This is a genomic window from Alistipes sp. (assembly GCF_048465635.1).
Classification (GTDB): domain Bacteria; phylum Bacteroidota; class Bacteroidia; order Bacteroidales; family Rikenellaceae; genus Alistipes.
The window spans coordinates 154,430-178,409 of record NZ_DBFWLF010000009.1 but is presented as its reverse complement, the minus strand read 5'-3'; the positions used below and the strand labels follow the sequence as shown (position 1 = coordinate 178,409).

Annotated in this window: 20 protein-coding genes; 15 read left to right on the top strand and 5 right to left on the bottom strand. The window is 64.2% G+C overall.

Annotation, left to right across the window (positions count from 1 at the left end):
- Window positions 1–437: 437 nt before the first annotated feature.
- The 3 genes from ACMO9O_RS04240 (at window position 438) to ACMO9O_RS04230 (ending at window position 4,810) form a co-directional block, all read left to right on the top strand.
- Window positions 438–2,888: a hybrid sensor histidine kinase/response regulator gene (locus ACMO9O_RS04240; RefSeq protein ID WP_418982372.1), complete on the top strand. Its 2,451-nt coding sequence runs from the start codon at window positions 438–440 to the stop codon at window positions 2,886–2,888.
- 4 nt (window positions 2,889–2,892) lie between these two features.
- The gene (locus ACMO9O_RS04235; protein WP_418982370.1) at window positions 2,893–4,275 is read left to right on the top strand and encodes a sigma-54-dependent transcriptional regulator; all 1,383 of its coding nucleotides are present in this window, start codon (window positions 2,893–2,895) and stop codon (window positions 4,273–4,275) included.
- A gap of 280 nt (window positions 4,276–4,555) precedes the next feature.
- The gene (locus ACMO9O_RS04230) at window positions 4,556–4,810 is read left to right on the top strand and encodes a hypothetical protein (RefSeq protein ID WP_418982369.1); all 255 of its coding nucleotides are present in this window, start codon (window positions 4,556–4,558) and stop codon (window positions 4,808–4,810) included.
- A gap of 172 nt (window positions 4,811–4,982) precedes the next feature.
- Here ACMO9O_RS04230 and ACMO9O_RS04225 read toward each other — a convergent pair whose 3' ends face one another.
- The gene (locus ACMO9O_RS04225) at window positions 4,983–5,978 is read right to left on the bottom strand and encodes a GNAT family N-acetyltransferase (RefSeq protein WP_418982368.1); all 996 of its coding nucleotides are present in this window, start codon (window positions 5,976–5,978) and stop codon (window positions 4,983–4,985) included.
- 37 nt (window positions 5,979–6,015) lie between these two features.
- Window positions 6,016–6,849 (bottom strand): acyltransferase, encoded by an 834-nt coding sequence (locus tag ACMO9O_RS04220; protein ID WP_418982367.1) that lies wholly within the window; start codon window positions 6,847–6,849, stop codon window positions 6,016–6,018.
- 94 nt (window positions 6,850–6,943) lie between these two features.
- Between ACMO9O_RS04220 and rsmH the strand changes: the two genes are divergently transcribed.
- From rsmH to ACMO9O_RS04180, 8 genes are all read left to right on the top strand, one after another.
- Window positions 6,944–7,870 carry a 16S rRNA (cytosine(1402)-N(4))-methyltransferase RsmH gene (rsmH, locus tag ACMO9O_RS04215; protein ID WP_418982366.1) on the top strand — a complete coding sequence of 309 codons (927 nt, stop codon included), beginning with the start codon at window positions 6,944–6,946 and terminating at the stop codon, window positions 7,868–7,870.
- Window positions 7,867–8,376 (top strand): FtsL-like putative cell division protein, encoded by a 510-nt coding sequence (locus ACMO9O_RS04210; protein WP_418982365.1) that lies wholly within the window; start codon window positions 7,867–7,869, stop codon window positions 8,374–8,376. The genes rsmH and ACMO9O_RS04210 overlap by 4 nt, the downstream gene beginning before the upstream one ends.
- Before the next feature lie 9 nt (window positions 8,377–8,385).
- Window positions 8,386–10,647, top strand: coding sequence for a penicillin-binding protein (locus tag ACMO9O_RS04205; RefSeq protein WP_418982364.1), 2,262 nt, complete (start codon window positions 8,386–8,388; stop codon window positions 10,645–10,647).
- Between the two features lie 2 nt (window positions 10,648–10,649).
- Complete coding sequence (locus ACMO9O_RS04200) at window positions 10,650–12,113, top strand: UDP-N-acetylmuramoyl-L-alanyl-D-glutamate--2,6-diaminopimelate ligase (protein WP_418982363.1); 1,464 nt, start codon at window positions 10,650–10,652, stop codon at window positions 12,111–12,113.
- A 29-nt stretch (window positions 12,114–12,142) separates the two neighbouring features.
- A complete protein-coding gene (gene mraY / locus ACMO9O_RS04195) occupies window positions 12,143–13,387 on the top strand; it encodes a phospho-N-acetylmuramoyl-pentapeptide-transferase (protein ID WP_418982362.1) in 1,245 nt (414 codons plus the stop codon).
- Between the two features lie 542 nt (window positions 13,388–13,929).
- Window positions 13,930–15,288: a UDP-N-acetylmuramoyl-L-alanine--D-glutamate ligase gene (gene murD / locus ACMO9O_RS04190; RefSeq protein ID WP_418982361.1), complete on the top strand. Its 1,359-nt coding sequence runs from the start codon at window positions 13,930–13,932 to the stop codon at window positions 15,286–15,288.
- Window positions 15,289–15,292: 4 nt separating this feature from the next.
- On the top strand, window positions 15,293–16,684 hold the full coding sequence (locus ACMO9O_RS04185) for an FtsW/RodA/SpoVE family cell cycle protein (protein WP_418982360.1): 1,392 nt from the start codon (window positions 15,293–15,295) through the stop codon (window positions 16,682–16,684).
- Between the two features lie 392 nt (window positions 16,685–17,076).
- Window positions 17,077–17,472 (top strand): RNA-binding S4 domain-containing protein, encoded by a 396-nt coding sequence (locus tag ACMO9O_RS04180; protein ID WP_418982359.1) that lies wholly within the window; start codon window positions 17,077–17,079, stop codon window positions 17,470–17,472.
- A gap of 221 nt (window positions 17,473–17,693) precedes the next feature.
- Here the strand turns inward: ACMO9O_RS04180 and pth are convergent, their stop codons facing one another.
- The 3 genes from pth to galE all read right to left on the bottom strand — a co-directional run bounded on the left by pth (window position 17,694) and on the right by galE (window position 19,997).
- Window positions 17,694–18,257 carry an aminoacyl-tRNA hydrolase gene (pth, locus tag ACMO9O_RS04175; RefSeq protein WP_418982358.1) on the bottom strand — a complete coding sequence of 188 codons (564 nt, stop codon included), beginning with the start codon at window positions 18,255–18,257 and terminating at the stop codon, window positions 17,694–17,696.
- 11 nt (window positions 18,258–18,268) lie between these two features.
- Complete coding sequence (locus ACMO9O_RS04170) at window positions 18,269–18,844, bottom strand: 50S ribosomal protein L25/general stress protein Ctc (RefSeq protein ID WP_418982357.1); 576 nt, start codon at window positions 18,842–18,844, stop codon at window positions 18,269–18,271.
- A gap of 124 nt (window positions 18,845–18,968) precedes the next feature.
- The gene (gene galE / locus ACMO9O_RS04165; RefSeq protein WP_418982356.1) at window positions 18,969–19,997 is read right to left on the bottom strand and encodes a UDP-glucose 4-epimerase GalE; all 1,029 of its coding nucleotides are present in this window, start codon (window positions 19,995–19,997) and stop codon (window positions 18,969–18,971) included.
- A 167-nt stretch (window positions 19,998–20,164) separates the two neighbouring features.
- Here galE and ACMO9O_RS04160 point away from each other — a divergent pair, with 167 nt between their 5' ends.
- The 4 genes from ACMO9O_RS04160 (at window position 20,165) to ACMO9O_RS04145 (ending at window position 23,824) form a co-directional block, all read left to right on the top strand.
- A complete protein-coding gene (locus ACMO9O_RS04160; protein WP_418982355.1) occupies window positions 20,165–21,268 on the top strand; it encodes an alpha/beta hydrolase in 1,104 nt (367 codons plus the stop codon).
- Window positions 21,265–21,825: a DapH/DapD/GlmU-related protein gene (locus ACMO9O_RS04155; RefSeq protein WP_418982354.1), complete on the top strand. Its 561-nt coding sequence runs from the start codon at window positions 21,265–21,267 to the stop codon at window positions 21,823–21,825. Before ACMO9O_RS04160 ends, ACMO9O_RS04155 begins: the two co-directional genes overlap by 4 nt.
- 183 nt (window positions 21,826–22,008) lie before the next feature.
- Entirely contained in the window at window positions 22,009–23,196 is a 1,188-nt protein-coding gene (gene kbl / locus ACMO9O_RS04150) for a glycine C-acetyltransferase (protein WP_418982353.1), read from the top strand.
- A 154-nt stretch (window positions 23,197–23,350) separates the two neighbouring features.
- Window positions 23,351–23,824, top strand: a complete 474-nt coding sequence (locus ACMO9O_RS04145; protein WP_418982352.1) for an Lrp/AsnC family transcriptional regulator — start codon at window positions 23,351–23,353, stop codon at window positions 23,822–23,824.
- The last annotated feature ends 156 nt before the right edge of the window (window positions 23,825–23,980 follow it).

The window sequence follows — 23,980 nt, the reverse complement described above, 5'->3', positions numbered from 1 at the left end:
TTTGCGGATTTGATTGCCCGACAAATGTACGCATTAATTTTGAATATCAAAAAATATTTATCGTTTTTCGATAAAAAATTTGCAGGCGTTTCTGAAGGGATCGCAGGATGCGATGTGCGGTTGGGTGCGCACCCCGCGAAAAGCGGCCGGAAGCGTGCCTCCGGCGTGGCGCTGCCCGGACGGAGCGGAGGTTCCACGGGAGAGTTTCGCCGTGCGTCGAGGGGGCGATGAGTGTTCCGGAACGGCGAAAACGCAGGAAAAACGCGGCCTTTTCCGACGATTTTCGTATCTTTGAAGCAATTTGAGGATTTGACCATGCGTTGTGAAAGGGCCGCCTGCCTGCGGAGGACCGCGATAAGCGCCCCTCTATGTCCGGCGGCTGCGGGCCGCGTCGCTGACGGGCGGCCGGACGCCGCGAACCGGGAAAAATCAGAAACGTGAAAGAAGCGAAAAAAGAGTCGAAGTTCGTGCGGGCGAAGATCGCGGCAGGATACGTGATCCTGCTGGCGGTCTGCATCTTGGCGGTCGGGCGTGTCTACCGGACGGTGGTGCGGCTCTCCGTGCCGGACCCCAGTCTGGCGCAGCTGCAGTCCCGGCGCAGCGCCGTCAGCCGGACCCTCTACCACCTCTATCAGGCCGAGAGTTACGGCCAGCTTGCCATCGCCGGTTACCAATCCTACGAGGCGCGCTACCGGCGCGAGATGCAGACCGTGCATGCGTGCATCGACTCGCTGCGGGCGCTCTCCGACGAGGGGGATACGCTTCAGACGATGCGGCTGGACAGCATCGAGTGGCTGCTCAGAGACAAGCAGCGGCGCACGATGAGCCTGCGCCGCACGATCCGCTCGGGCAGTACGGCCAGCGTGCTGGACCGGAATATCCGCCATCTGATCGCGCCCCACGCCGACACGACGGCGGTCGACACCCTCTCCGGAAGCGTCGTGCGGCAGGATACGGTCGTCGTAGCGCGTCGCAAACGCCGTTTCTTCCGCCGCGTGGCCGACCTTTTCAGTCCGCCCAAGGCCGATTCGAGCGTGGTCATCTCGCGCCGCGAGGTGGTCGACGCGCTGCCTCCGTCGGCGGTGCAGGACACGATCGCCGCGGTGCTACTGGCCCTGCAGGACAGCGTGATGAGCGGCCGGCAGGGGATTTACGACGAGGCGTGGCGCGAGGGACAGCGCCTGCGTTACAGCAACGAATTGATCAATACGACCATCTTTCGGCTGATCCGCGACTTCGAAGCCGAAAACACGGCCTATGTGATGGAGCGGATCGACGGCGCGGAGCAGCTGCGCCGCCGTTCGTCGCGGATGCTCGGGGGGATCGCCATCGGGGCGGTGGTGCTGATGCTGCTCTTCGTGGCGATTCTCTGGCGCGACGTGGGGCGCAGCAACCGCTACCGCCGCGAGCTGGAGCGCGCCAACCGCGAGAAGGAGGCGCTGCTGGCGGCCCGCGAACAGCTGATGCTGGCCATCACGCACGACATCAAGGCTCCGCTGGGTTCGGTGATGGGCTACATCGACCTGCTCTCGCGCCTGACCGCGGACAAGCGGCAGGAGCTTTATTTGCAGAACATGCGTGCCTCGTCGGAACACCTGCTGGCGCTGGTCAACAGCCTGCTGGATTTCCACCGGCTCGATGCGAACAAGATCGAGGTGCACGCGGTGGCGTTCAACCCCGGCGAGCTGTTCGACGCCATCGCGGCGGGGTTCGCCGCCGCGGCCGCCGCCAAGGGGCTGGCGTTCCGGTTGGAGGTGACGCCCGCGGCGCGGGCCGGGGCGGCGGGCGACGTGCTGCGCATCCGGCAGATCGCCGAGAATCTGATCTCCAATGCCCTGAAATTTACGGACGAAGGCTCCGTGACGGTCCGCGCCGACCTTACCGACGGCGAACTGGTCTTCTCGGTCGCCGACACGGGCCGCGGCATCGGTCCCGAGGAGCGGGAACGCATCTTCGGAGAGTTCGTGCGGCTCCCCTCGGCGCAGGGGGTGGGCGGTTTCGGGTTGGGGCTTTCGATCGTCGACCGTCTGGTGCGCCTGCTGGGCGGCACGATCTCGCTCGAAAGCGCGCCGGGCCGCGGCAGCAAGTTCATCGTCTGGCTCCCGGTCGCGGAGGCGGCGGAGGCCGTGGCGGAAGCGGAGCCGCAGGCCGTTGCCGCGGGGCTGCGCGCCCTGCTGGTCGACGACGACCCCTTGCAGCTGGAGATGGCGGCGGCCATGTGCCGCCGGGCGGGGGTTGCGGCCGAGTGCTGCCAATACCCCGAGTTCGCGGCCAAACTGGTGGCCGAGGGGAGGTTCGATGTGGTGCTGACCGACTTGCAGATGCCCTCGGGGGACGGTTACGGGGTGCTCGAAGCCGTGCACGGCGCCGCCCCGGAGCTGCCCGTGGTCGCGGTCACGGCCCGCAGCGGGATCGACGCGTCGGCGCTGACCGCGCGGGGTTTCGCGGCCCTGCTGCACAAGCCGTTCGCGTATGGCGAGCTGGTGGCCGTGCTGCGTAGCGTCTGCGGAGAGTACATCCCGGCCGCAGCCGCAGAAGCACCCTCCGTGCCGGAGGATGCGGCCGATTTCGGTGCGCTGACCGCCTATGCGGGCGAGGATGCTGAGGCGGCGCGGGAGATTCTGCGCTCCTTTGCCGGGCAGACCTCCGCCAACTGCGAGGCGTTGGACGAGGCGCTGGCGGCGGGCGACACGGCGTCGGTGCGGGCGCTGGCGCACAAGATGCTGCCCGTCTTCACGATGCTGCACGCTGAAGCGGTCGCGGCGGTGCTGCGCGCGGCCGAAAGCCACGAGGGAGCGCTGACCGAAGCGCTGACCTCGGCGCTCCGGGCCGCGCAGGAAAAGATGCGCGGGATCGTTGCCGAAGCGCAAAAAAAGGTATCTTTGTAGCGGTATGGAACGGATTCTGATCGTAGACGACGATGTGACTTTCGCGCTCATGCTCCGTACGTGGCTCTCCAAGAAGGGCTTCGGGGTGGAGACGGCCGGGTCGGTCGCGGCGGCGCGCGAAGCGCTCACGGGCGGAAAGTTCTCGCTGGTATTGAGCGACATGCGCCTGCCGGACGAGGACGGCATCGCCCTGCTGCAATGGCTCGCCGGGGAGGGCATCTCCCTGCCGGTGATTGTCATGACGAGTTATGCGGAGATTCAGAACGCCGTGCGCAGCATGAAGCTGGGCGCGCGCGACTACGTGGCCAAACCGGTCAACCCCGACGAACTGCTCAAGAAGATCCGCGAGGTGCTCGATGCTCCGGCCGGGAGCGCTGCCCCGGAGGCGCAAATGCTTCCCACCGATCGGGTTCAGCAGGAGATGCGCCCCCGCAGCGCGGCCCCGAAAGGGACGGCCGGGAGGCTGAACTACATCGAGGGGCGCAGCGACGCTTCGCGGCGGCTCTACGAATACGTCCGGCTGGTGGCTCCTACCAATATGTCGGTGCTGGTCAACGGGGCCAGCGGCACAGGTAAGGAGCATGTCGCGCAGCTGATCCACCGCAGCAGCAAGCGCGCCGCGCAGCCCTTCGTGGCGGTGGACTGCGGTGCGATTCCGCGCGATCTGGCCGCTTCGGAGTTCTTCGGTCACGTCAAGGGGGCTTTCACCGGCGCGCTGGCCGACAAGACCGGGGCGTTCGAAGCGGCGAACGGCGGCACGCTCTTTCTGGACGAGGTGGGCAACCTGACCTACGAGACGCAGGTGCAGCTGCTGCGCGCCCTGCAGGAGCGTCGCATCCGCCCCGTGGGCAGCAACCGTGAGGTCGCGGTCGACATCCGTCTGGTGGCGGCGACCAACGAGGACCTGGAGGCGGCCATCGCACGCGGCGCATTCCGCGCGGACCTCTTCCACCGGATCAACGAATTTACGCTCCGCATGCCGGAGCTGCGGCAGATGCCCGAGGATATTCTCCTCTTCGCCGACTTCTTCCTCGATCAGGCCAACCGCGAACTGGACAAGCGGATCGTCGGCTTCGATGCCGGGGCGACCGAGGCCCTGATGCGCTGCGAGTGGCCGGGCAACCTGCGCCAGCTGAAAAATGTTGTGATGACCGCCACGCTGCTCGCTGCCGGCGAATACATCACCGTCGGCGATCTGCCGCCCGAGGTGGCCGCCGCTCCGGGCGATGCCCGCACGACCGCCCCCTTGCGCGACCCCGCCGACGAGGAGGAGCGCATCCGCCGCGCCCTGGCCGCCGCCGGGGGTAACAAGTCGCGGGCCGCCCGCCTGCTGGGCGTCGACCGCAAGACCCTCTACAACAAACTGCACCTCTACGGAATCGAATAGGCGTCGGTCGGCGAAGCCTTTCGTTGGCCAGCCCGGCCCCGCCTCCCGTTCCCTTGCCTGCCTCCCGGCCGCCCCGCTGGGGAATTTTTCCACACTTCCCCACTTGCTGCTCCCCACTTTTCCACACTTTCCCGAATTTTGGCATGCTTTATAAGTAGTTGGTTTTCAGTAAATAAATAGTTGGTTGGGAGTTGTGGCACATCGCTTGACTTATTCTCTTTCGAAGACGCGTTACAGACGTCGATTAAGAATGAAGTCAAACCTTTTAAAGACTAAGACCATGAAAAAGCAAGTAGTTATGATGGCAGCCATGCTGCTGATGATCGGTGGCGCAGCTTGCGCACAGCAGCCCGAGAAACAGGAAAACAAGGCCGAGGTGGAAGCACCCGCAACGGCTGAAGAGCCCCAGGAGGCTCCCGCAACGGAGCAGAAGAACGACAGCACGAGCGAGGCGCAGGAGGGTGAGAAGAGCGATGCTGCGGCTTCGGAGAGCGCCGATGCGGCTTCGGCCGACAATGCCGGGAAGACCGAATAATCCGCCCGGATTTTAGTTAAACAGTTGTTTGCCTGGTACTCCGCCTTCGGGCGGAGTATTTTTGTACCCGTTCGGCCGCGGACGGAACGACAAAGCCCCGCTTGCGAATAGCGGGGCTTCGTGGTATGGATCGCCGGAAAGTCTTTGGGCTGCATGACCCGGCACGTACCCTTCAGGTGCGCTCCTTGCGCAGTTTGATCCGCTCGATATGTTCGCGTACGCGGCAGCTGAACTCTTCGCGGCGGTGCTTGAGGTTGGCCTGCCACCCCAGCCAGCGCGTGTAGCGTTCGCGCTTCTCGGGATAGATGTCGGCGATGGTCACCAGGATGCCTGTCTCCTCCACGCCGCCGAAATCGGGGTTCGACACCGTGTCGAAGACCCGCATCGTGGGCGAGAGGTTCATGTAGGCGTTGATCAGCGGCGGGATGTTCTCGTTAAATTCGCGCACCTTCTGAATCAGGATGCGGTAGTTCTCCATATAGGTCTCCCCGGTGAAGAGCTGTTCGTAATAGGGGTCGTCCAGATCGAGCGTCAGCGGATGGATGCCCTCCACGAGCTGCTCGCGGTCGGGGAAGTAGCGGCGCAGGAACCAGATTAGCGCGTTGCGCGCCACGGCCTTGTAGGAGGTGTACATCGTGACCTTGCCGAAGAGGTACTTGGCCGAGGGGTTCAGCACCACCAGCGCCCCCAGCCCGTCCCACAGGTTGTCCAGCGCATAGAGGCTCTTGGGGTTCTGACGCGCCTGGTAGGCGTGCTGGACGAACGAACGGCCCAGTTCGATGGTGCGGGGCAGGTATTTCTGCCGGAATCGGTCGCTGAACCGGAAGTAGTGCTCGGTGGAGAGGTGGCGCGGGTAGGGCGAGGTGCAGACGATGAAGCGGTAGCCTCCGACGATCTCTTCGGCCGTGGGGTCCCAGACGATCAGCTGGAAGTAGCCGTCCCCGGCCAGGTCCTCCTCGTCGATGTCCACTTCGCGCCCTGTGCCGCCGCCGGCGTTGCGGAACGCCTCCTCGCGCAGCCGCCCCACTTCGCGCATCAGGTGGGGGCACTCCGCCGCCGAGAAGATATAAATCTCGTTCGACGCCTTGTTTGTGTCGCGGACCTTGCGCGCGGGGGTCAGCTCCCCGCGCAGCAGCGCCCGGTCGACGCGGGCAAGGATGGGTTGCATGTTCTCTGGTTGCATAACTGCTGCAAAAATACCCTAATTATCGGGATTCCGCCGCCGTGGAGAGCGTTTTTTCCAAAAAATACGTCTTTTTGCGTACGTACTCCGCCTGCTCGCGCAGCGAACCCAAGTGCTGCAGCTCGGAGACGGAGATCGGATTGCCCGCGACCATACGGAAGTGCTTACCGCCCTGCGAGAACATCTCGTCGGGCAGCCACAGCATCTCGATGTTGAACTTGACCCCCAGCGCCTTGCGCAGCCGGTCGACGCGGTAGAAGAAGTCGGAGAGCCGCCCCTCAACGAAGACCGGGACGATCTGCCGCTGCGAGGCGTAGGCCTTTTTCAGAAAGCTGATCTTCCACTCGGTGTCGGTCACCACACCGCCGATGCGGCGCGAGCAAAGCCCCGCGGGAAAGGTCAGGATGGGCAGCTCGCCGAAGAACGCCTCGTCCATCTGCCGGGCGTAGGCCGTGTTCTGCGTGCCGAACTTGTTGACCGGAATCCACAGCGGCCGCAGCGGCTCGACGTGCATCAAAAGGTCGTTGACCACCACGCGGGCGTCGCCGAAGCGTTCGATCAGCTTGTCGGCGAGCATCATGCCGTCCATCCCGCCGAACGGATGGTTGGCCACGAAGAGGTAGCGGCCCCGCGGATCGAGCTTTTCCAGCCCCTCGATCGAGTAGGTCACGCCCCAGTCGCTGAAGCAGGCGCGGACGAACTCCTGGGGCGGCAGCTCCCAGTAATTTTCCAGAATGTGGTTGATGTCCTGTTCATGGATCGTGCGCCGCAGCCACGCGAGCAGCGGCCGGGGAATCCAGCGCGCCAGCCGGGGAGATTTGGCAGCCAGTACGGCTCCGATATCTATTTTGGGCATGAGACCGAACGAAAAATTATATCGGCAAAGATAGGGATTCTTTTTTGAAAAAACGCTAACTTTGACCCCAAACAGACCCTTGTCAACAACGATCATGTCGCAATATCATACACCCGTGCTGCTGGAGGAGTCGGTCGGCCTGCTGGGCATCGATCCGGCGGGTACGTACGTCGATCTGACCTTCGGCGGAGGCGGTCATTCGCGCCGCATTCTGCAGCAGCTCGGGCCGCAGGGACGCCTTTACGGCTTCGATCAGGACCGCGACGCGCAGGCCAACCGCCCCGACGACGGGCGGTTTCACTTCGTCGAGAGCAACTTCCGCTTCCTGCGCGGGGCGCTCCGCCTGCGGGGCGTGCGCGAGGTGGACGGTATTCTGGCCGATCTGGGCGTCTCGTCGCACCACTTCGACGCCGTGGAGCGGGGCTTCTCGTTCCGCGGCGACGCACCGTTGGACATGCGCATGAACCAGCGCGGCAAGCTGACGGCCGCCGGGGTGGTCAACGACTACTCCGCGGAGGAGCTTACGCGCCTGCTGGGCGACTGGGGCGAGGTGGAAACTCCCTGGAAGGTGGCCAACTGTCTGGTGCGGGCGCGCGCCGCGGCGCGGATCGAAACCACCGCGCAGCTGGTCGATGCCGTCGTGCCCTGCACCCCGAAGCGCGACGCGCCGAAGTTCCTCACCAAGCTCTTCCAGGCCCTGCGCATCGAGGTCAACGGCGAGATGGAGGCGTTGAGGATGGCGCTCGAACAGAGCTATAAGGTATTGCGGCCCGGCGGACGGCTGGTGGTAATCTCCTACCACTCGCTCGAAGACCGGCTGGTCAAGAACTTTCTGCGCAGCGGCAACTTCTCGGGGCAGGTGGAAAAGGACTTTTTCGGACGCGCCGAAGCGCCGTTCGAGGTGCTTACGCGCAAGGCGGTGACCCCTTCGGCGGAGGAGCTGGAGCGGAATCCCCGGTCGCGCTCGGCCCGGCTGCGGGCGGGGGTGAAGGTCGGGACGGAAAAGGAGGCGAACCGATGAAGATGCACGATCACGAGTTCGACCCCGAGGGGCGCATCCAGGAGGAGCAGGACGACGAGTTCGCGCGCCGGGTGCGCCGCGAGGTGCGCCGCATGGCGCGGGGCGAGGCCGACGAGGAGCTGCGCGAGGACGAGGAGCGCGAAGCCGCCGAGCGGGCCGAACGCATGCTCCGCTCGCGCCGCGAACGCCGCCGCAGGGCGAGCACCCTCTGGCAGCTCTTCTCGGGGACGATCCTCGTGCGCGAAGGGGTGTCGAAATACTACCCCTACATGCTCTCCATCGCCGGAATGTTCTTCCTGAGCATCGCGGTGATGTTCCTGGCGCTGCATCTGGACAGGAAATACACGCGCCTCGAACGCGAGGTGCAGGTGCTGCGCGAGCGGTCGATCCGCCTCGAGGAGCAGCGCTACCGCCGCACGACCCACTCGGCCATCGTGGAGGAGCTGCACCGCCGCGGCATCGAACTCTACGACCCGCTCTCTCCGGGCGAGGTGATCGAAAACTGAGGCAGGGAGATGAAAGAGGAGCGCTCGAAGATTAAAAGCGACATTCTGCTGCGGGTACGGCTGCTTTACGTGCTGTTCATACTCGTCGGGGGTGTCGTGCTCGCGCGGCTGGTGTGGGTGCAGCTCTTCAGCGCCGAGGTCTCCTACAACGCGCAGCGCCTCTCCAACCGCATCTTCACCGAAGAGGTAATCCCCGCCCAGCGGGGCAGCATCCTCTCGCGCGACGGCGAGCCGCTCGCCACCTCGATCTTCCGCTACCAGGCCGCCTTCGACTTCGCCTCGCCGGGGCTGGATTCGCTCAAAACCTTCCACGAGCAGGCCGATTCGCTCTCCAAGCTGCTGGCCGCCTTCTTCCGCGACAAGCCCGCCTCGGAGTACGCCCGCCGCTTTCGGGCGGAGCATGCGCGGCGCTACCGGCTCGTCAATCCGCGCGACACGATCTACCCCCGCTCCGAGGGGCGTCTGGGCCGGCTGCTGGACCGGCTGCGCGGCGAGGAGTTCGTCACGCGCCGCATCTACGACACGCTCCGCGACCATACGCCCGTCAACATCTTTCCCCGCGAGGTGGACTATGCCGAGTGGGAGACGCTGCGGCGCTATCCGCTGCTGAACTGGAATATGGGCATGGTCTACCGCCTCGTCGAGCGCGACGAGCGCATCTACCCGCAGGGCGAACTGGCGCGCCGCACGATCGGTCTGACGGGCGACCGGGGCAACTACGGCATCGAGGAGGCGTACCGCGAAGAGCTGGCCGGACGCGACGGCAGGGCCGTGCGCCAGCGCATCGCCCGCGGCTTCTACGGCCGCGTGGCGGGCGGCGGCCACGAAGACCCGGTGGACGGTTACGACGTGGTGACCACGCTCGATCTTGACTTGCAGGACGTGGCCGACAAGGCGCTGCGGCGGCAGCTCGAGGCGCAGAACGCCCTCTGGGGCACGACCATCGTGATGGAGGTTGCGACGGGCGAGGTGCTGGCGCTGGCCAACCTGGGCCGCAACGCCGACGGGAGCTTCACCGAGCGGGAGAACTACGCGCTGGGGCGGAGCATGGAGCCGGGTTCGACCTTCAAGCTGGCCACGATGCTCACGCTGCTCGACGACGCGGGCATGTCCCCCGAGACCGCCTACGACACGAACAACGGCGATCCGGTGACGGTCGGTCCGGCCCGCAACATCCGCGACTCGCACCGCGGCGACCGGGTGATCGACTTCCGCCGTGCGGTCGCCTCGTCGTCGAACGTCTACTTTGCGCAGGCGATCTGGGACCGCTACGGTGCGACGGGCAGGAAACAGGATTACAGCGACTTCCTCCATGAAAAGCTCCACCTGGGCCAGACCGTCGGGCTGGAGCGGCTGGGCGAGCGCCCTCCGTCGATCACCTCCGACTGGAAAGTGCCCGATCCGGGGGTAATGCTCGTCAAGATGGCCTACGGCTACCGCGTGCGGCTGGCGCCGATCCAAATGATCACCTTCTATAACGCCGTCGCCAACGATGGGCGGATGATCTCCCCGGTGCTGGTGCGCAGCCTGCGGAGCGGCGACGAGGAGGCCGAGCGCTTCGAAAGCCGCACGATAGCCTCGTCGATCTGCTCGCGGTCGACATTGCGCGAGGTGCGCCGCTGTCTGGAGCGGGTGTCGACCGAGGGAACGGCCAGCGCCTTTTTCCGCGACACGACGCGCCTGCGGGTGGCGGCCAAGACCGGCACGGCGCAGATCACCGACGCCCGCAGCCGCGAGGGGCGCTACTACCTCGGTTCGATGATCGCCTACTTCCCGGCCGACGAACCCCGCTACACGGTGCTCACGACCATCGAGACGCGGGCGCAGGCCGGCAAGGCCTACTATGGCGGTCCGCTGGCGGGCCCGGTCGTAAAACGGATGGTCGACTACATCTACAACCGCGGTCACGACTGGTACGGTCGCGTCGAACCGAAAGGTCCGCGCCGCTACCCCCGCCGGGTGAAGGGGGGCGACATCGCCCAGGTGCGGCGCGTGGCCGACCGCCTTTCGCCGCGCGTCTCGTTCGACCGCCGCAGCGGATGGGGCACGGTGCGCACCGACAGCCTCTCCAACGTGGAGGTGACCTCCCTGACGCAGGACGCCGGGGTGATGCCCGACGTGCGGGGTATGGGGCTGAAAGACGCGCTTTTCCTGCTCGAAAGCCGGGGCCTGCGGGTCCGCTTCAGGGGGCAGGGCGCGGTCATGGAACAGAGCATAGCCGCCGGGACGCGCCTCGGAAGCGGTCAGACGGCGGAACTGATATTGAAATGAAGATGAAATCATTGCATGAACTTTTATCCGGTACGCCCCTGACGGCGCTGCACGGCGATGGGGGGACCCCGATCACGGGTCTTGCCGCCGATTCGCGGGCGGTGCAGCCGGGCGACTGCTTCTTCGCCGTGCGCGGCACGCAGTGCGACGGCCACCGCTTCATCCCCGCCGCCGTCGGGCAGGGAGCCGCGGCCGTGGTGTGCGAAGAGCTGCCCGAAGAGCGGGCCGACGGGGTGGCCTATGCGGTCGTACCCGATGCGCAGGGGGCTTTGGCCGATCTGGCGGCCGCGTTCTACGACCATCCGAGCCGGGAGCTTAAACTGGTGGGGGTGACCGGAACCAACGGCAAGACCACCACCGCGACGCTGCTCTACGAACTGGTGCGGGCGCTGGGCTTCCGGGCCGGACTGCTCTCGACGGTGGTCTACAAGGTCGACGAACGCGAGGTGGAAGCCACGCACACCACGCCCGACCCGATCCGGCTCAACGCTCTGCTGCGCGAGATGGTCGACGCGGGGTGCGAATACTGCCTGATGGAGTGCTCGTCGCACGCCATCGTTCAGCAGCGCACGCGCGGCCTATGCTTCGCGGGCGGCATCTTCTCGAACCTCACCCACGACCACCTCGACTACCACAAGACCTTCGCCGAGTACATCCGGGCCAAGAAACGCTTCTTCGACGGCCTGCCTGCGGAGGCGTTTGCGCTCACGAACCTCGACGACCGGAACGGCCGCGTGATGGTGCAGAATACGGCTGCCGCCGTTCGGACCTACTCGCTGCGGGCAGCGGCTGACTTCCGCTGCAAGATCGTGGAGATGCACCTGGACGGCATGCTGCTGCGCATCGACGGACGCGAGGTATGGGTCGCTCTGACGGGCCGGTTCAACGCCTATAACCTGCTGGCCGTCTACGCCGCGGCCCGCCTGCTGGGGTTCGGGGCCGAAGAGACCCTGCGTGCGATGAGCCTGCTGCGACCCGTGACGGGCCGTTTCGAGGTCGTCCGCGCGGCGGACGGTACGACGGCGCTGGTCGACTACGCCCATACGCCCGATGCGCTGGAGAACGTCCTGCGCACCGTCGAGGAGATCCGCACCCCGCAGCAACAGCTGATCGTCGTCTGCGGCTGCGGCGGCGACCGAGACCGCACCAAGCGGCCCGAGATGGCCCGGATCGCCGTCCGGTACGCCGCAACGGCGATCTTCACCTCCGACAACCCGCGCCACGAATCGCCCGAGGCGATCCTCGACGAGATGGCGGCGGGGCTGGCTCCCGGCGACCGCTACCTGCGCATCGCCGACCGGGCGGAGGCCATCCGCACGGCCGTAATGCTCGCGCGGCCGGGCGACATCCTGCTCATTGCGGGCAAGGGGCACGAGACCTACCAGATCGTAGGCGATGAAAAGCGCCGCTTCGACGACCGCGAGCAGGTGGCCGGGTGCTTTGAACAATTAAGAATTAAGAATTAAAAATTAAGAATTACCACATTCTTTTTAGCATGTTCTATCATCTGTTCAGATACCTCGACGAGGCCTACAACCTGCCCGGTTCGGGTATGTTCCAGTACATTTCGTTCCGCGCGGCGGCGGCCATCATCCTCTCGCTGCTGATCGTCATCATCTTCGGGCGGCCGGTGATCGACTTCCTGCGACGCCGCCAGATCGGCGAGGACATCCGCGACCTGGGGCTTCAGGGGCAGTTGCAGAAGAAGGGCACGCCCACGATGGGCGGGCTGATTATCCTGCTGGCCATCCTCGTGCCGATGCTTCTGTTCGGCCGGCTCGACAACGTATACGTGCAGCTGATGCTCGTCTCGACGATCTGGCTGGGGCTGATCGGCGGACTGGACGACTACATCAAGGTCTTCCGCCACCGCAAGGAGGGGCTTAAGGGGCGGTTCAAAATCGTGGGGCAGGTCGGGCTGGGCGTGATCGTCGGCACGACCATGTGCCTCTCGCCCGACATCGTCGTGCGCGACAAAACCACGCAGCCCGTCGAGACGATCTACGTCGATGCCGACGGAACCCCCGTCCAAAGCGTTCAGCAGCGCGTGGTACTCAGCTCCGAGAGCATCAAAACCACGCAGACGACCATCCCTTTCATCAAGGACAACGAGTTCGACTACGGCTGGCTCACGGGCGGGAACGGCTGGGCGACGTGGCTGTTGTACGTGCTTGTGGCGATCTTCGTGGTTACGGCCGTGTCGAACGGGGCCAACCTGACGGACGGGCTCGACGGGCTGGTGACGGGCGTGTCGGTTCCGATCGTGGCGGTGCTCGGGGCGCTGGCCTACCTCTCGGGCCACATCATCTATGCCGACTACCTCAATATCATGTATATCCCCGATGCGGGCGAGCTGGTGGTCTTCGCCGCGGCGCTGATCGGGGCGCTGGTGGGTTTCCTCTGGTACAACTCCTTTCCGGCGCAGATATTCATGGGCGACACGGGGTCGCTCTCCGTCGGCGGCGTGATCGCCGTCTTCGCCCTCTGCATCCGCAAGGAGCTGCTGCTGCCGCTGCTGTGCGGCGTCTACCTGGTGGAGAGCTTTTCGGTGATGATGCAGGTGAGCTGGTTCCGCTACACCAAACGCCGCTACGGCGAGGGACGGCGCATCTTTCGGATGTCGCCCATCCACCACCATTTCCAGAAAAAGGGAATGTTCGAAACCAAGATCGTCACCCGCTTCTGGATCATTTCGCTGCTGCTGGCAGCCATTACGCTGGTGACGCTGAAGATACGATAGAAGCGCTCCGTTGGGTCGGGGCAGCAGCCTGCGGAGGGTGCGGCTCGGGCAGCCGGGAGAATAATTGGTGAACTTCCTCCGGTGAAGGGTACTATAAGGGCCGCGGCCTGCGGAGGAACGCGAAGAATGGGCTTCGGTGGGGCAAGGCTGCGGCCCGCGCGGCTTAAAAGCCGCTAACAAGACGCAAGAATAGAACGATTATACTGGTCAGCCCGCAGTCGGCGGAGGGGACATCGAAGCCAAGGGCTGAGATGCAGCCCTCCGCACCCGGCGGCTGCGGGCTGCGGGCTTGACAGCCGAAATAAGACAAGTAGAATTGCGGCCGCGCGGCTCGAGGAGCCGCAAAACAGTAAGGGATTTAACTTTTTACCTGAGGTTCTTCGCCCCTCCCTGAGGGAGGGGTCGGGGGTGGGGGCAGGCTTGTATACGCGGTGGAACACCGCGGGGCTTCGGCGGTCGGAAATGGGTTTAGATTGACACGACCAAAAGCCGCAATCTGGCGTGATAAGCAGGGAACAGGACAAAAAACAAATAACGAAGTTATGCAGCGCAAACGTAAAATCGTCGTATTAGGCGGCGGCATCAGCGGCTACGGCTCCGCGATCCTCGCCAAGAAGAAGGGGTTCGACGTCTTTCTGACCGACAGCGGCCGCATCGCCGACCGCTACCGGCAGCGGCTCGACGAGTGGGAGGTCCCTTACGAGGAGGGCGGCCATACGATGGAACGCATCCTCGACGCGGCGGAGGCGGTCAAATCGCCCGGCATCCCCGACACCGCGCCCGTCGTGCAGGCGCTGCGCGGGCGGGGCGTACCCGTCATCTCCGAGATCGAGTTCGCGGGCCGCTACCTGAGCCGCGCGCGCTGCATCTGCATCACGGGATCGAACGGCAAGACCACCACTACGTCGCTCATCTACAAGATTCTGCGCGACGCGGGGATGAACGCGGCACTGGGCGGCAATATCGGCGAGAGCTTCGCCTACTCCGTCGCAACGGGTTCGTACGACTGGTATGTGCTGGAACTGAGTTCGTTCCAGCTGGACGGCATGTACCGCTTCCGCGCCCATATCGGCGTGTTGATGAACATCACGCCCGACCACCTCGACCGTTACGACCACTGTTTTCAGAACTACGCCGATGCCAAGATGCGCATCACGCAGAACATGACTTCGCGCGACTGGTTCGTCTTTTCGGGCGACGACGAGGTGATCTGGCAGCAGCTTCCCAAGTACGATTTCCGGATGAAGCAGCTCCCGTTCGCGGCCCGCAACGCCGTGGCGAGCGGGGCGGGGGACGCATTCCTTTGCGACGGAAAGTTCATGGCTTCGGTCGGCCGGGCGTCGGTGGAGATCGACACGGCCAAGATGCGCATCGGCGGTCTGCACAACGCCTATAACGCGATGGCGGCGGCGCTGGCGGCGCTGGCGGCGGGCGTGGCTCCGGCGAAGATCCGGCGCTCGATCTACGACTTCGCCCCCGTCGAGCACCGCCTCGAGCCGGTCGCCGAGCGCGACGGCGTGCTGTGGATCAACGACTCGAAGGCCACCAACGTCGATTCGGTCTGGTACGCGCTGGAGAGCATGAAACGGCCCGTGGTATGGATCGCAGGGGGTACGGACAAAGGCAACGACTACGAACCGCTCAAGGCGTTCGCCCGCGAAAAGGTCCGCACGCTGGTCTGCATGGGGCTGGACAACCGCAAACTGGTCGCCGAATTTACGGGCGTCGTTCCGGAGGTGATCTCCACGGCTTCGCTCGAGGAGGCGATGCAGGCGGCACGGGCCGCGGCCCGGCCGGGCGATGCGGTGCTGCTCTCGCCGGCGTGCGCCAGCTTCGACCTTTTCCGAAATTACGAAAACCGCGGCGAACTGTTCAAGGCGTGGGTCGGGGAGCATGCGTAGGATTATGAACGGTTTGGGAAGCGGCGATACCCGGCGAGCGGCCGGGACGGTCGTCGGAGGAAGTGCCGCGACGGACGCTGCGCAGATTCCGCGGGCGGGCTGCCCGGAAGCCGGCGGCGGGCCGGAGCGGGAGAGTGCTTGTGCTCCGGAGCCGGACAACGAGGGTGTTCCCGTGCGTCGGCTCTTTACGGGCGACCGTGTGCTGTGGATCATCGTCGCCGTGCTGGCGGTGATCTCGGTGCTGGTGGTCTACTCTTCGACGGCCAAGATGGCCTACGACGCCCATACGGCCCGCACGACGGCCCACTTCCTGCGGCAGCAGCTGATGATCCTGGCCGTGAGCCTCGGGGTGATGGTCTTCGTGCAGAAGATCAACTGCCGCATCTACCACTTCTTCGCCCGTCCGGTCTACGTCCTGTCGGTGCTGCTCACCGTGGCGGTCTACTTCATCGGTGCGACGACCAACGGCGCGGCCCGCTGGATTCCGCTCGGACCGTTCCAGTTCCAACCCTCCGAGGCGCTGAAGGTCGCCACGGTGCTCTTTCTGGCCCAGCAGCTCGCCGGACGGCAGTCGAAGATCGACCGGCTGCGCATCGTGCCGTCGTGGCGCTTCTGGACGTGGCGCTCGTCGCCGCTCCAGCGGCGCATCTGGCGCGAGGGGACGGGCCCCATCCTGATGCCCGTCGTTATTTCGTGTGCGGTGATCTTCCCGGCGCACACCTCCTCGGCCGTGCTGGTCTTTCTGGCGTCGTGGGTGATGATGCTTATCGGCCGCGTGCGCTTCGGCGAGTTGCTGAAACTCGTCGGTTGGGCCGTGGCCGGGATCGCGGTCATCATGACGCTCAACCTGGGCCGCAGCGAGACCGCCGAAGGGCGCGTGGCGACGTGGGTGCACCTCTGGACCCGGTCGCAGACCGAAAAACCGATCGAACACCTCACCGACACCGAACGCTCAATGATCGCCATCCACAACGGCGGCATCCTGGGCGAAGGGGCGGGCCAGAGCGCCATGCGCGTGGAGATGATCCACCCCGAGAGCGACTACGCCTACGCCTTTTTCGTGGAGGAGTACGGCCTGCTGCTGGCACTGGTGCTGCTGATGCTCTACCTGTGGATCTTCTTCCGGGCCATCGAGATTTTCCGCCGCTGCGGCACAGCCTTTCCGGGGCTGCTGGTGCTGGGACTGGCGTTGTTGATAACCTGCCAGGCCTTGCTGCATATCATGGTCACGGTGAACCTGATTCCCGAGACGGGACAGACCTTGCCATTGATCTCGCGCGGGGGTTCGTCGGTGCTCTTCACGGCCATCGCGCTGGGGATGATCCTGAGCGTCAGCCGACAGAACGACGAGCAGTCGCACGAACGACCCCGCAGCGAGAGCCTTTACGAGCGGTAGCGGACGATCCGCGGTCCTTGTAGGGGCTTGGATTTAGTCGGGACGCAGTCTGCGGAGGGACGCGATCTGCGGGCCTCCGCTGCCGGAGGCTGCGGCCTGCACGGCCTAAAGGCCGCAAGACATAGTAATTTTGGAATATCTATGAACGAACTGTTCGCCACTATCTCGGACGCAGCCTGCGAAGCACGCGATTAGCGGGCCTTCGCCGGGGAGGCTGCGGCCCGCCGGCTTGACAGCCGAAAACAAATAAAACGAATTGCGGCCCGCGCGGCGTTTCGCCGCAAGGTTTGACGGTCGGGAGTGGGGGTTTACGGTATTGGGACCCATTCCGTAAATAGCGTCGAAGACGGCAAGAACAGCCGTCGGGAGCGATAAGGTAAAAAGAAATTATTATGGACGACATTCGATTGGACAAATACCTTTGGGCCGTGCGCATCTTCAAGACGCGCAGCGATGCGGCCGAGGCCGTGCGGACCAACCGCGTCACGGTCAACGGCGCGTGGGCCAAGCCGTCGCGCGAGGTGAAGACGGGCGACCGGATCACGGTGCGCAAGCAGCAGGTGACCTACTCCTACGAGGTGGTCGACCCGGTTTCGAGCCGTCTGCCGGCCAAGAACGTGCCGCTCTACTGCCGCGACATCACCCCGCAGGAGGAACTGGATAAGCTGAACGTTCCGCGCGAGACGGTCTTCGTCTTCCGCGACCGCGGTACGGGCCGCCCTACCAAGAAGGAGCGCCGTGAGCTGGACGGGCTGATGGAAGAGGTGTTTTACGAGGGGGAGGATTAGTTCGAGCCGGGACCGCATCTGGTTCGGTAGCCTAACGCCGGAACCAAAGGACCGGGTAGCGGTCTGCTGGGAGTTGATCGGCGGTCCCCGCCGAATGCGGTGCGCATGCGAGCCGGGGAACGATTGCACGAGGGACTGGCCGCGACCGAGTTCGGAAAGAACGGCACTCCGAGGCGAAGCCCGGCTACACATAAATGATAAAAGCGGCTTGCGGGCCGCTTTTATCGTTTGTTGAATCGGGTCATCGTCAGCTCCGTTCCCTGGGTGACGAACGAGCGGATGGCTTCGACGAAGAGTTCGAGCCTTTCGGGCAGTGCCCGGCGCTCCTCTTCGCTCCAGCCCCCGAGCACGTAATCGACCTGAAAGCCCTTGGGGAAGTCGCCGCCGATGCCGAAACGCATGCGGGCGAACTCCTCCGTGCCGAGCAGTTCGACGATGTTCTTCAGCCCGTTGTGGCCGCCGGGGCTTCCCTTTTTGCGCAGGCGCAGCGTGCCGAACGGCAGGGCGATATCGTCCGAAATGACCAGCAGGTTCTCCGGTGCGATCTTCGCCGCCTCCATCCAGTAGCGGACGGCCTTGCCCGAGAGGTTCATGTAGGTCGAGGGTTTGAGCAGCAGCAGTGTGCGCCCCTTGTACTTCGCCTCGGCCACGTCGCCGTAACGCTGGGTCGTAAAAAAAGTGTCGGACGCCTCTGCAAGGGCGTCCAACACATTGAAACCGATGTTGTGACGGGTCCCGGCATATTCCGCGCCGATGTTGCCCAGTCCAACAATGAGGTATTTCATACTCCGACCGGCTATTTGGCGGCAGCGGCGTCAGCACCACGCGATGCACGGGTCACGCGCACGGCGCAGACGGCAGCGGTCGCCGGGGTGATGAAGCGGAGGTTTTCGAAGTGCAGGTCGCCCACGAAGATGGTCTTGCCTACGCCGAGCTCCGTCACGTCCACCACGATCTCGTCGGGCAGGTTCTCGACCAGTGCGCTCACGGTGAGCTTGCGGGCCGAAAGGGTCAGCTTGCCGCCGACCTTAACGCCCTCGGCGTTGCCGGTCAGACGTACCGGGATGGCGATCGAAACGGGTTTGCCGTCGGCGACGCGGTAGAAGTCGAGGTGGAGAATCTCTTCGCGGACGGGGTGGAACTGCGCCTCGCGCAGCACGGCCTTTTCGATCTTGCCCTCGAAGTCGAACTCGATGATGTAGGAGTTGGGCGTGTAGATCAGCGATTTGATCTCACGGGGGTCTACCGAGAAGCAGACCGTCTCCCCGTTGCCGCACAGCGTGCAGGGGATCAGACCCTCGCGGCGCACGGCCTTGGCCGCTTTCTTACCGAACGCTTCGCGCTTGGTGGCCTTTACAGGAATGGTTTTCATAAACTTTTTGTTTTTAATGTGTTACCTGCGGCGGTTCTCAACACGGCCTCACGGGCCGCATCCCAATTCCGCCTGAATTAGGTCGCAAATATACGATAAATTCTTCATTTTTAACGCTTGAGTGTCAATTTTTCATTCTCAGCCGCTTCTCCCAGGCCCAGGCCGCGGCGAGCGTCTCGTCGAGCGTGCGCTCGGCTTTCCAGCCCAGCTCGGTGTTGGCCAGCGTCGGGTCGGCCCAGATGGCGATGATGTCGCCCGCGCGGCGCGGTGCGATCTTGTAGCAGAGTTTCACGCCGTTGACCTCCTCAAACCGGCGCACCAGTTCGAGCACCGAAACGCCGCGTCCCGTACCGATGTTGAACACTTCGTAGGGGGCTTTGCTCTTGCCGTCGATCATGCGGCCGATGGCCGTCACGTGCGCTTTGGCCAGGTCCACCACGTCGATGTAGTCGCGGATGCACGAACCGTCGGGCGTGGGGTAGTCGTCGCCGAAGACCGACAGACATTCGCGCAGACCCGCTGCGGTCTGCGTGATGTAGGGCACCAGGTTCTGCGGCACGCCGCGCGGCAGTTCGCCGATCTCGGCCGACGGGTGGGCGCCGATGGGGTTGAAGTAGCGCAGGGCGATTCCCCGCAGCCCCTCGCAGGCGGCAACGGCATCGCGGAGGATGTCCTCGGAAATCTGTTTGGTGTTGCCGTAGGGCGACGCGGCCGGCTTGCGGGGCGTCTGCTCGGTGACGGGCTGCTTGTCAGGTTCGCCGTAGACCGTGCACGACGAGGAGAAGACGATGTTGTGACGACCGAATTCGCGCATCAGGTCGATCAGGTTCATCAGCGAGAGCAGGTTGTTGCGGTAGTAGAGCATCGGCTTTTCGACCGATTCGCCCACGGCTTTCGAGGCGGCGAAGTGGATCGCGGCATCGAAATCGTACGCTTGGAAGACCTTGCGGAACGCTTCCAGGTCGCAGCAGTCGACCTCCACGAAGGGCACGTCGACGCCCGTGATGCGGCGCACGCCCTCGACGGCCTTCATGTCGCTGTTCGAGAAGTTGTCCGCGATGACCACGTCGTAGCCCGCTCCGATAAGTTCCACGGTCGTATGCGAACCGATGTAGCCGGCTCCGCCGCAAACCAATACACACGATTTTTTCATAGTTGCAGGTTCAGGTATTTACTGCAAAGATAGGATAAATAATGAAATTTGGCGCTTCCCCGCCCCGGAAAGTCGCAACAACCGTAACCCGGGTAAATCTACCGCGGATTTTGGTAACGGGCGGCGCACGGCCGATCCCTACCTTTGCGGTAGTAAATTGGAAGCGTATGAAAAACCGATCGAAAAACAGACGGCCTGTCGCTTTGCTCGCAGGCCTTTGCCTGACGGCGAACCTGTTCGCCGCGAATCCTCGCGGGGCGCAGGCCGGGACAGAAAACGCATGTAAAAACGATACGACGATGAATGAAAAATTATCTTTGACTGAGGCGTGGGACAAGGTGTTCCCGCAGAACGACCGCGTCGATCACCGCAAGGTGACGTTCCGCAACCGGTTTGGCATCACGCTCGCCGCCGACCTCTACAAGCCGAAAGATGCCCCCGGGAAACTGCCCGCCGTGGCCGTCGGCGGTCCGTTCGGGGCGGTCAAGGAGCAGGCGTCGGGGCTTTATGCCCAGACGCTCGCCGAACGGGGATTCCTGACCGTCGCTTTCGACCCGTCGTTCACGGGCGAGAGCGGCGGCCAGCCCCGCTGCGTAGCCTCGCCCGACCTCAATACGGAGGATTTCTGCGCAGCGGTCGATTATCTCTCCACGCGCGAGGATGTCGATCCGGAGCGCATCGGGATTCTCGGTATCTGCGGCTGGGGCGGTCTGGCGCTCAACGCCGCGGCCATCGACACCCGCATCAAGGCGACCGTCACCGCGACGATGTACGATATGCACCGCGTCAGCGCCAACGGCTATTTCGATGCGATGGATGCCGACGCACGCTACGAGCTGCGCCGGGAGCTGAACGCCCAGCGGACAGCGGATGCGAAGAGCGGCACGTACGCCCGGGCCGGCGGGGTGGTCGATCCGCTGCCCGACGATGCGCCGCAGTTCGTCAGGGACTACCACGCCTATTACAAGACCCCGCGCGGTTACCATCCCCGGTCGCTCAACTCGAACGAGGGGTGGAACGCGACCTCGGTCCTCTCGTTCATCAACACGCCGCTGCTGGCGTACAGCGACGAGATTCGCAGCGCCGTGCTGATAATCCACGGCGAGAAGGCCCACTCCCGCTACTTCAGCGAGGACGCCTACAAAAAGCTGCGGGGCGACAACAAGGAGCTGTTGATTGTCCCCGGCGCGAGCCATGTCGATCTCTACGACAACCGCGAGGCGATTCCGTTCGACCGGATCGAGCAGTTCTTCGACAGCTACTTGAAATGACCCTCGACGAATTTCTGGCGTACGCCGCCGCGCGCCGTCCGTTGGATACGCCCGAAATCCACCGCTTTATGGATGCGATGAGTGCGGATGCGCGGCGCGTCACGTTCGAACTGAACGCGACCTACCACCCGCCCGACCAAGTGCGGGTACTGCTCTGCCGGCTGTTCGGCCGCGAGGTCGACCCTACGCTGCGTGTCTTTCCGCCCTTCTACACCGATTTCGGAAAGAATATCCACCTCGGCCGCGGGGTGTTCATCAACGCCTGCTGCCACTTTCAGGACCACGGCGGCGTCACGCTCGGCGACGACTGCCAGATCGGGCACAACGTGGTCTTCGCCACGCTCAACCACGGCTTTGCCCCCGAGCAGCGCAAGACGACCCGTCCTGCGCCCATCGTGCTCGGACGGGGCGTGTGGGTCGGCTCGAACGCGACGATCCTGCCGGGGGTGACCGTCGGCGACTACGCCGTCGTCGCGGCCGGGGCGGTCGTCACACGCGACGTGGCGGCCAATACCGTGGTCGGAGGCGTGCCTGCCCGGCCGATCAGAACGCTTTAGGTGCGGTGCGGCAGGACCCGCAGCCATTGAACCGACAGCCGGAGGCCGCAGGGCGTCCGGCTATCAATTTGTAACCTGAGCGCTAAAAAATACCCGCGGAGAGTGGCTGTTTTCGGAAAAATATCGTAACTTTGCTAACAGTTCGTCACCTGACAGCTGCAAATTCATCAAAAAATTAACGATATGTACGGAAAAATCAGGGAACATCTGCAACGGGAACTCGCCGCCATCGAAGAGGCGGGTCTTTACAAGCGCGAGCGCATCATCGAGTCGCCCCAGCGGGCCGAGATCGAGGTGGCAGGCCGCAAGGTGCTGAATTTCTGCGCCAACAACTACCTGGGCCTGTCGGACAATCCGCGCCTCGTGGAGGCCGCGAAGCGGGCGATGGATGCGCGCGGTTTCGGTATGTCGTCCGTGCGTTTCATCTGCGGCTGTCAGGACATCCACAAGGAGCTGGAAAAGGCGATCGCCGACTACTTCGGCACGGAGGACACGATCCTCTACGCCGCCTGCTTCGACGCCAACGGGGGCGTCTTCGAACCGCTCTTTACGGATCAGGACGCCATTATCTCCGACGCGCTGAACCACGCCTCGATCATCGACGGCGTGCGCCTGTGCAAGGCCGTGCGCTACCGTTACGCCAACGCGGACATGGCTGAGCTGGAGGAGTGCCTCAAAAAGGCGCAGGCGCAGCGTTTCCGCGTGATCTGCACCGACGGGGTCTTTTCGATGGACGGCAACGCCGCCCCGCTCGACAAGATCTGCGCGCTGGCCGAGAAGTACGACGCGCTGGTGATGGTCGACGAGTGCCACTCGGCGGGCGTGTTGGGCCGAACGGGCCGCGGCATCACGGAGCTGTACGACCTGCGCGGGCAGGTGGATATCCTCACCGGTACGCTGGGCAAGGCGTTCGGCGGCGCCGTGGGCGGCTTCACCACCGGCCGTAAGGAGATCATCGACATGCTGCGCCAGCGGTCGCGTCCCTACCTCTTCTCCAACTCGCTGCCCCCCGCCGTGGTGGGTGCGAGCATCGAAATGTTCCGGATGCTGGCCGAGAGCGACGCGCTGCACGACAGGCTGGTCGGCAACGTCGAGCACTTCCGCAAGGGGATGCTGGCGGCCGGCTTCGACATCAAACCCACCCAGTCGGCCATCTGCGCCGTGATGCTCTACGACGCCAAGCTGTCGCAGGACTTCGCCGCCCGCCTGCAGAACGAGGGGGTTTTCGTTACCGGATTCTATTACCCGGTGGTTCCGAAGGGACAGGCGCGCATCCGCGTGCAGGTTTCGGCGGGCCACACCACCGAGCAGCTCGACCGCTGCATCGCCGCCTTCGTCAAGGTGGGCCGCGAACTGAAGGTGATCCAATAGGACATTCGCCCGAAAAGAGCGGAGTCGGCTTCGGGCTTTCGGGTCCGGGGTACAGACCCGCTGTGCCGGGCCGTCGAAAGAGGGGCGACCGTGCCGGAGGAACAGCCGACTGCGGCTGCCCGCTCCTGGATAAAAATATTAAAAAAGTAAGTTTATGCCTAAAGCCAATCTGGATGCGATAGACCGCAAGATACTCAAGTATCTGATTAAGAACGCCCGCATGCCCTTTCTGGAGATCGCCCGCGAGTGCGGTATCTCGGGGGCGGCCATCCATCAGCGTATCCGCAAGCTCGACGAGTCGGGCGTGATTCTGGGAAGCCGTCTGATCGTCGACCCCAAGATGATGGGGTTCGACGTATGCGCCCACATCAGCATCACGCTCAAGGACCCGCAGCTGCTCAAACAGACCGTGGAGCAGCTCAAGGAGGTTCCCGAGATCGTGGAGTGCCACTTCATCACGGGCAAGGGAAATATCCTCGTGAAGCTCTACTGCGTGGATAACGAACACCTGATGCGCACCATCTTCGACGGCATCCTGCGCATTCAGGGCGTGGCGTCGACCGAGACGCATATCTCCCTGCAGGAGGCATTCCAGCGGCAGGTGAACATCGACTTCATCGACGAATAGCCCGCCCGGACTCAACGCGTGCGGGGCGGTTGGATTTTCTCCAACCGCCCCGCCTTTTTTGGAGAGCCGGCAGCGGCCTTTTCGTTCTTGACCGCCTTGTTCATGGGACCCGGCGGCGGACTGTTCGTTCTTCAACGCCTCGTTTTCGGGAGCCGG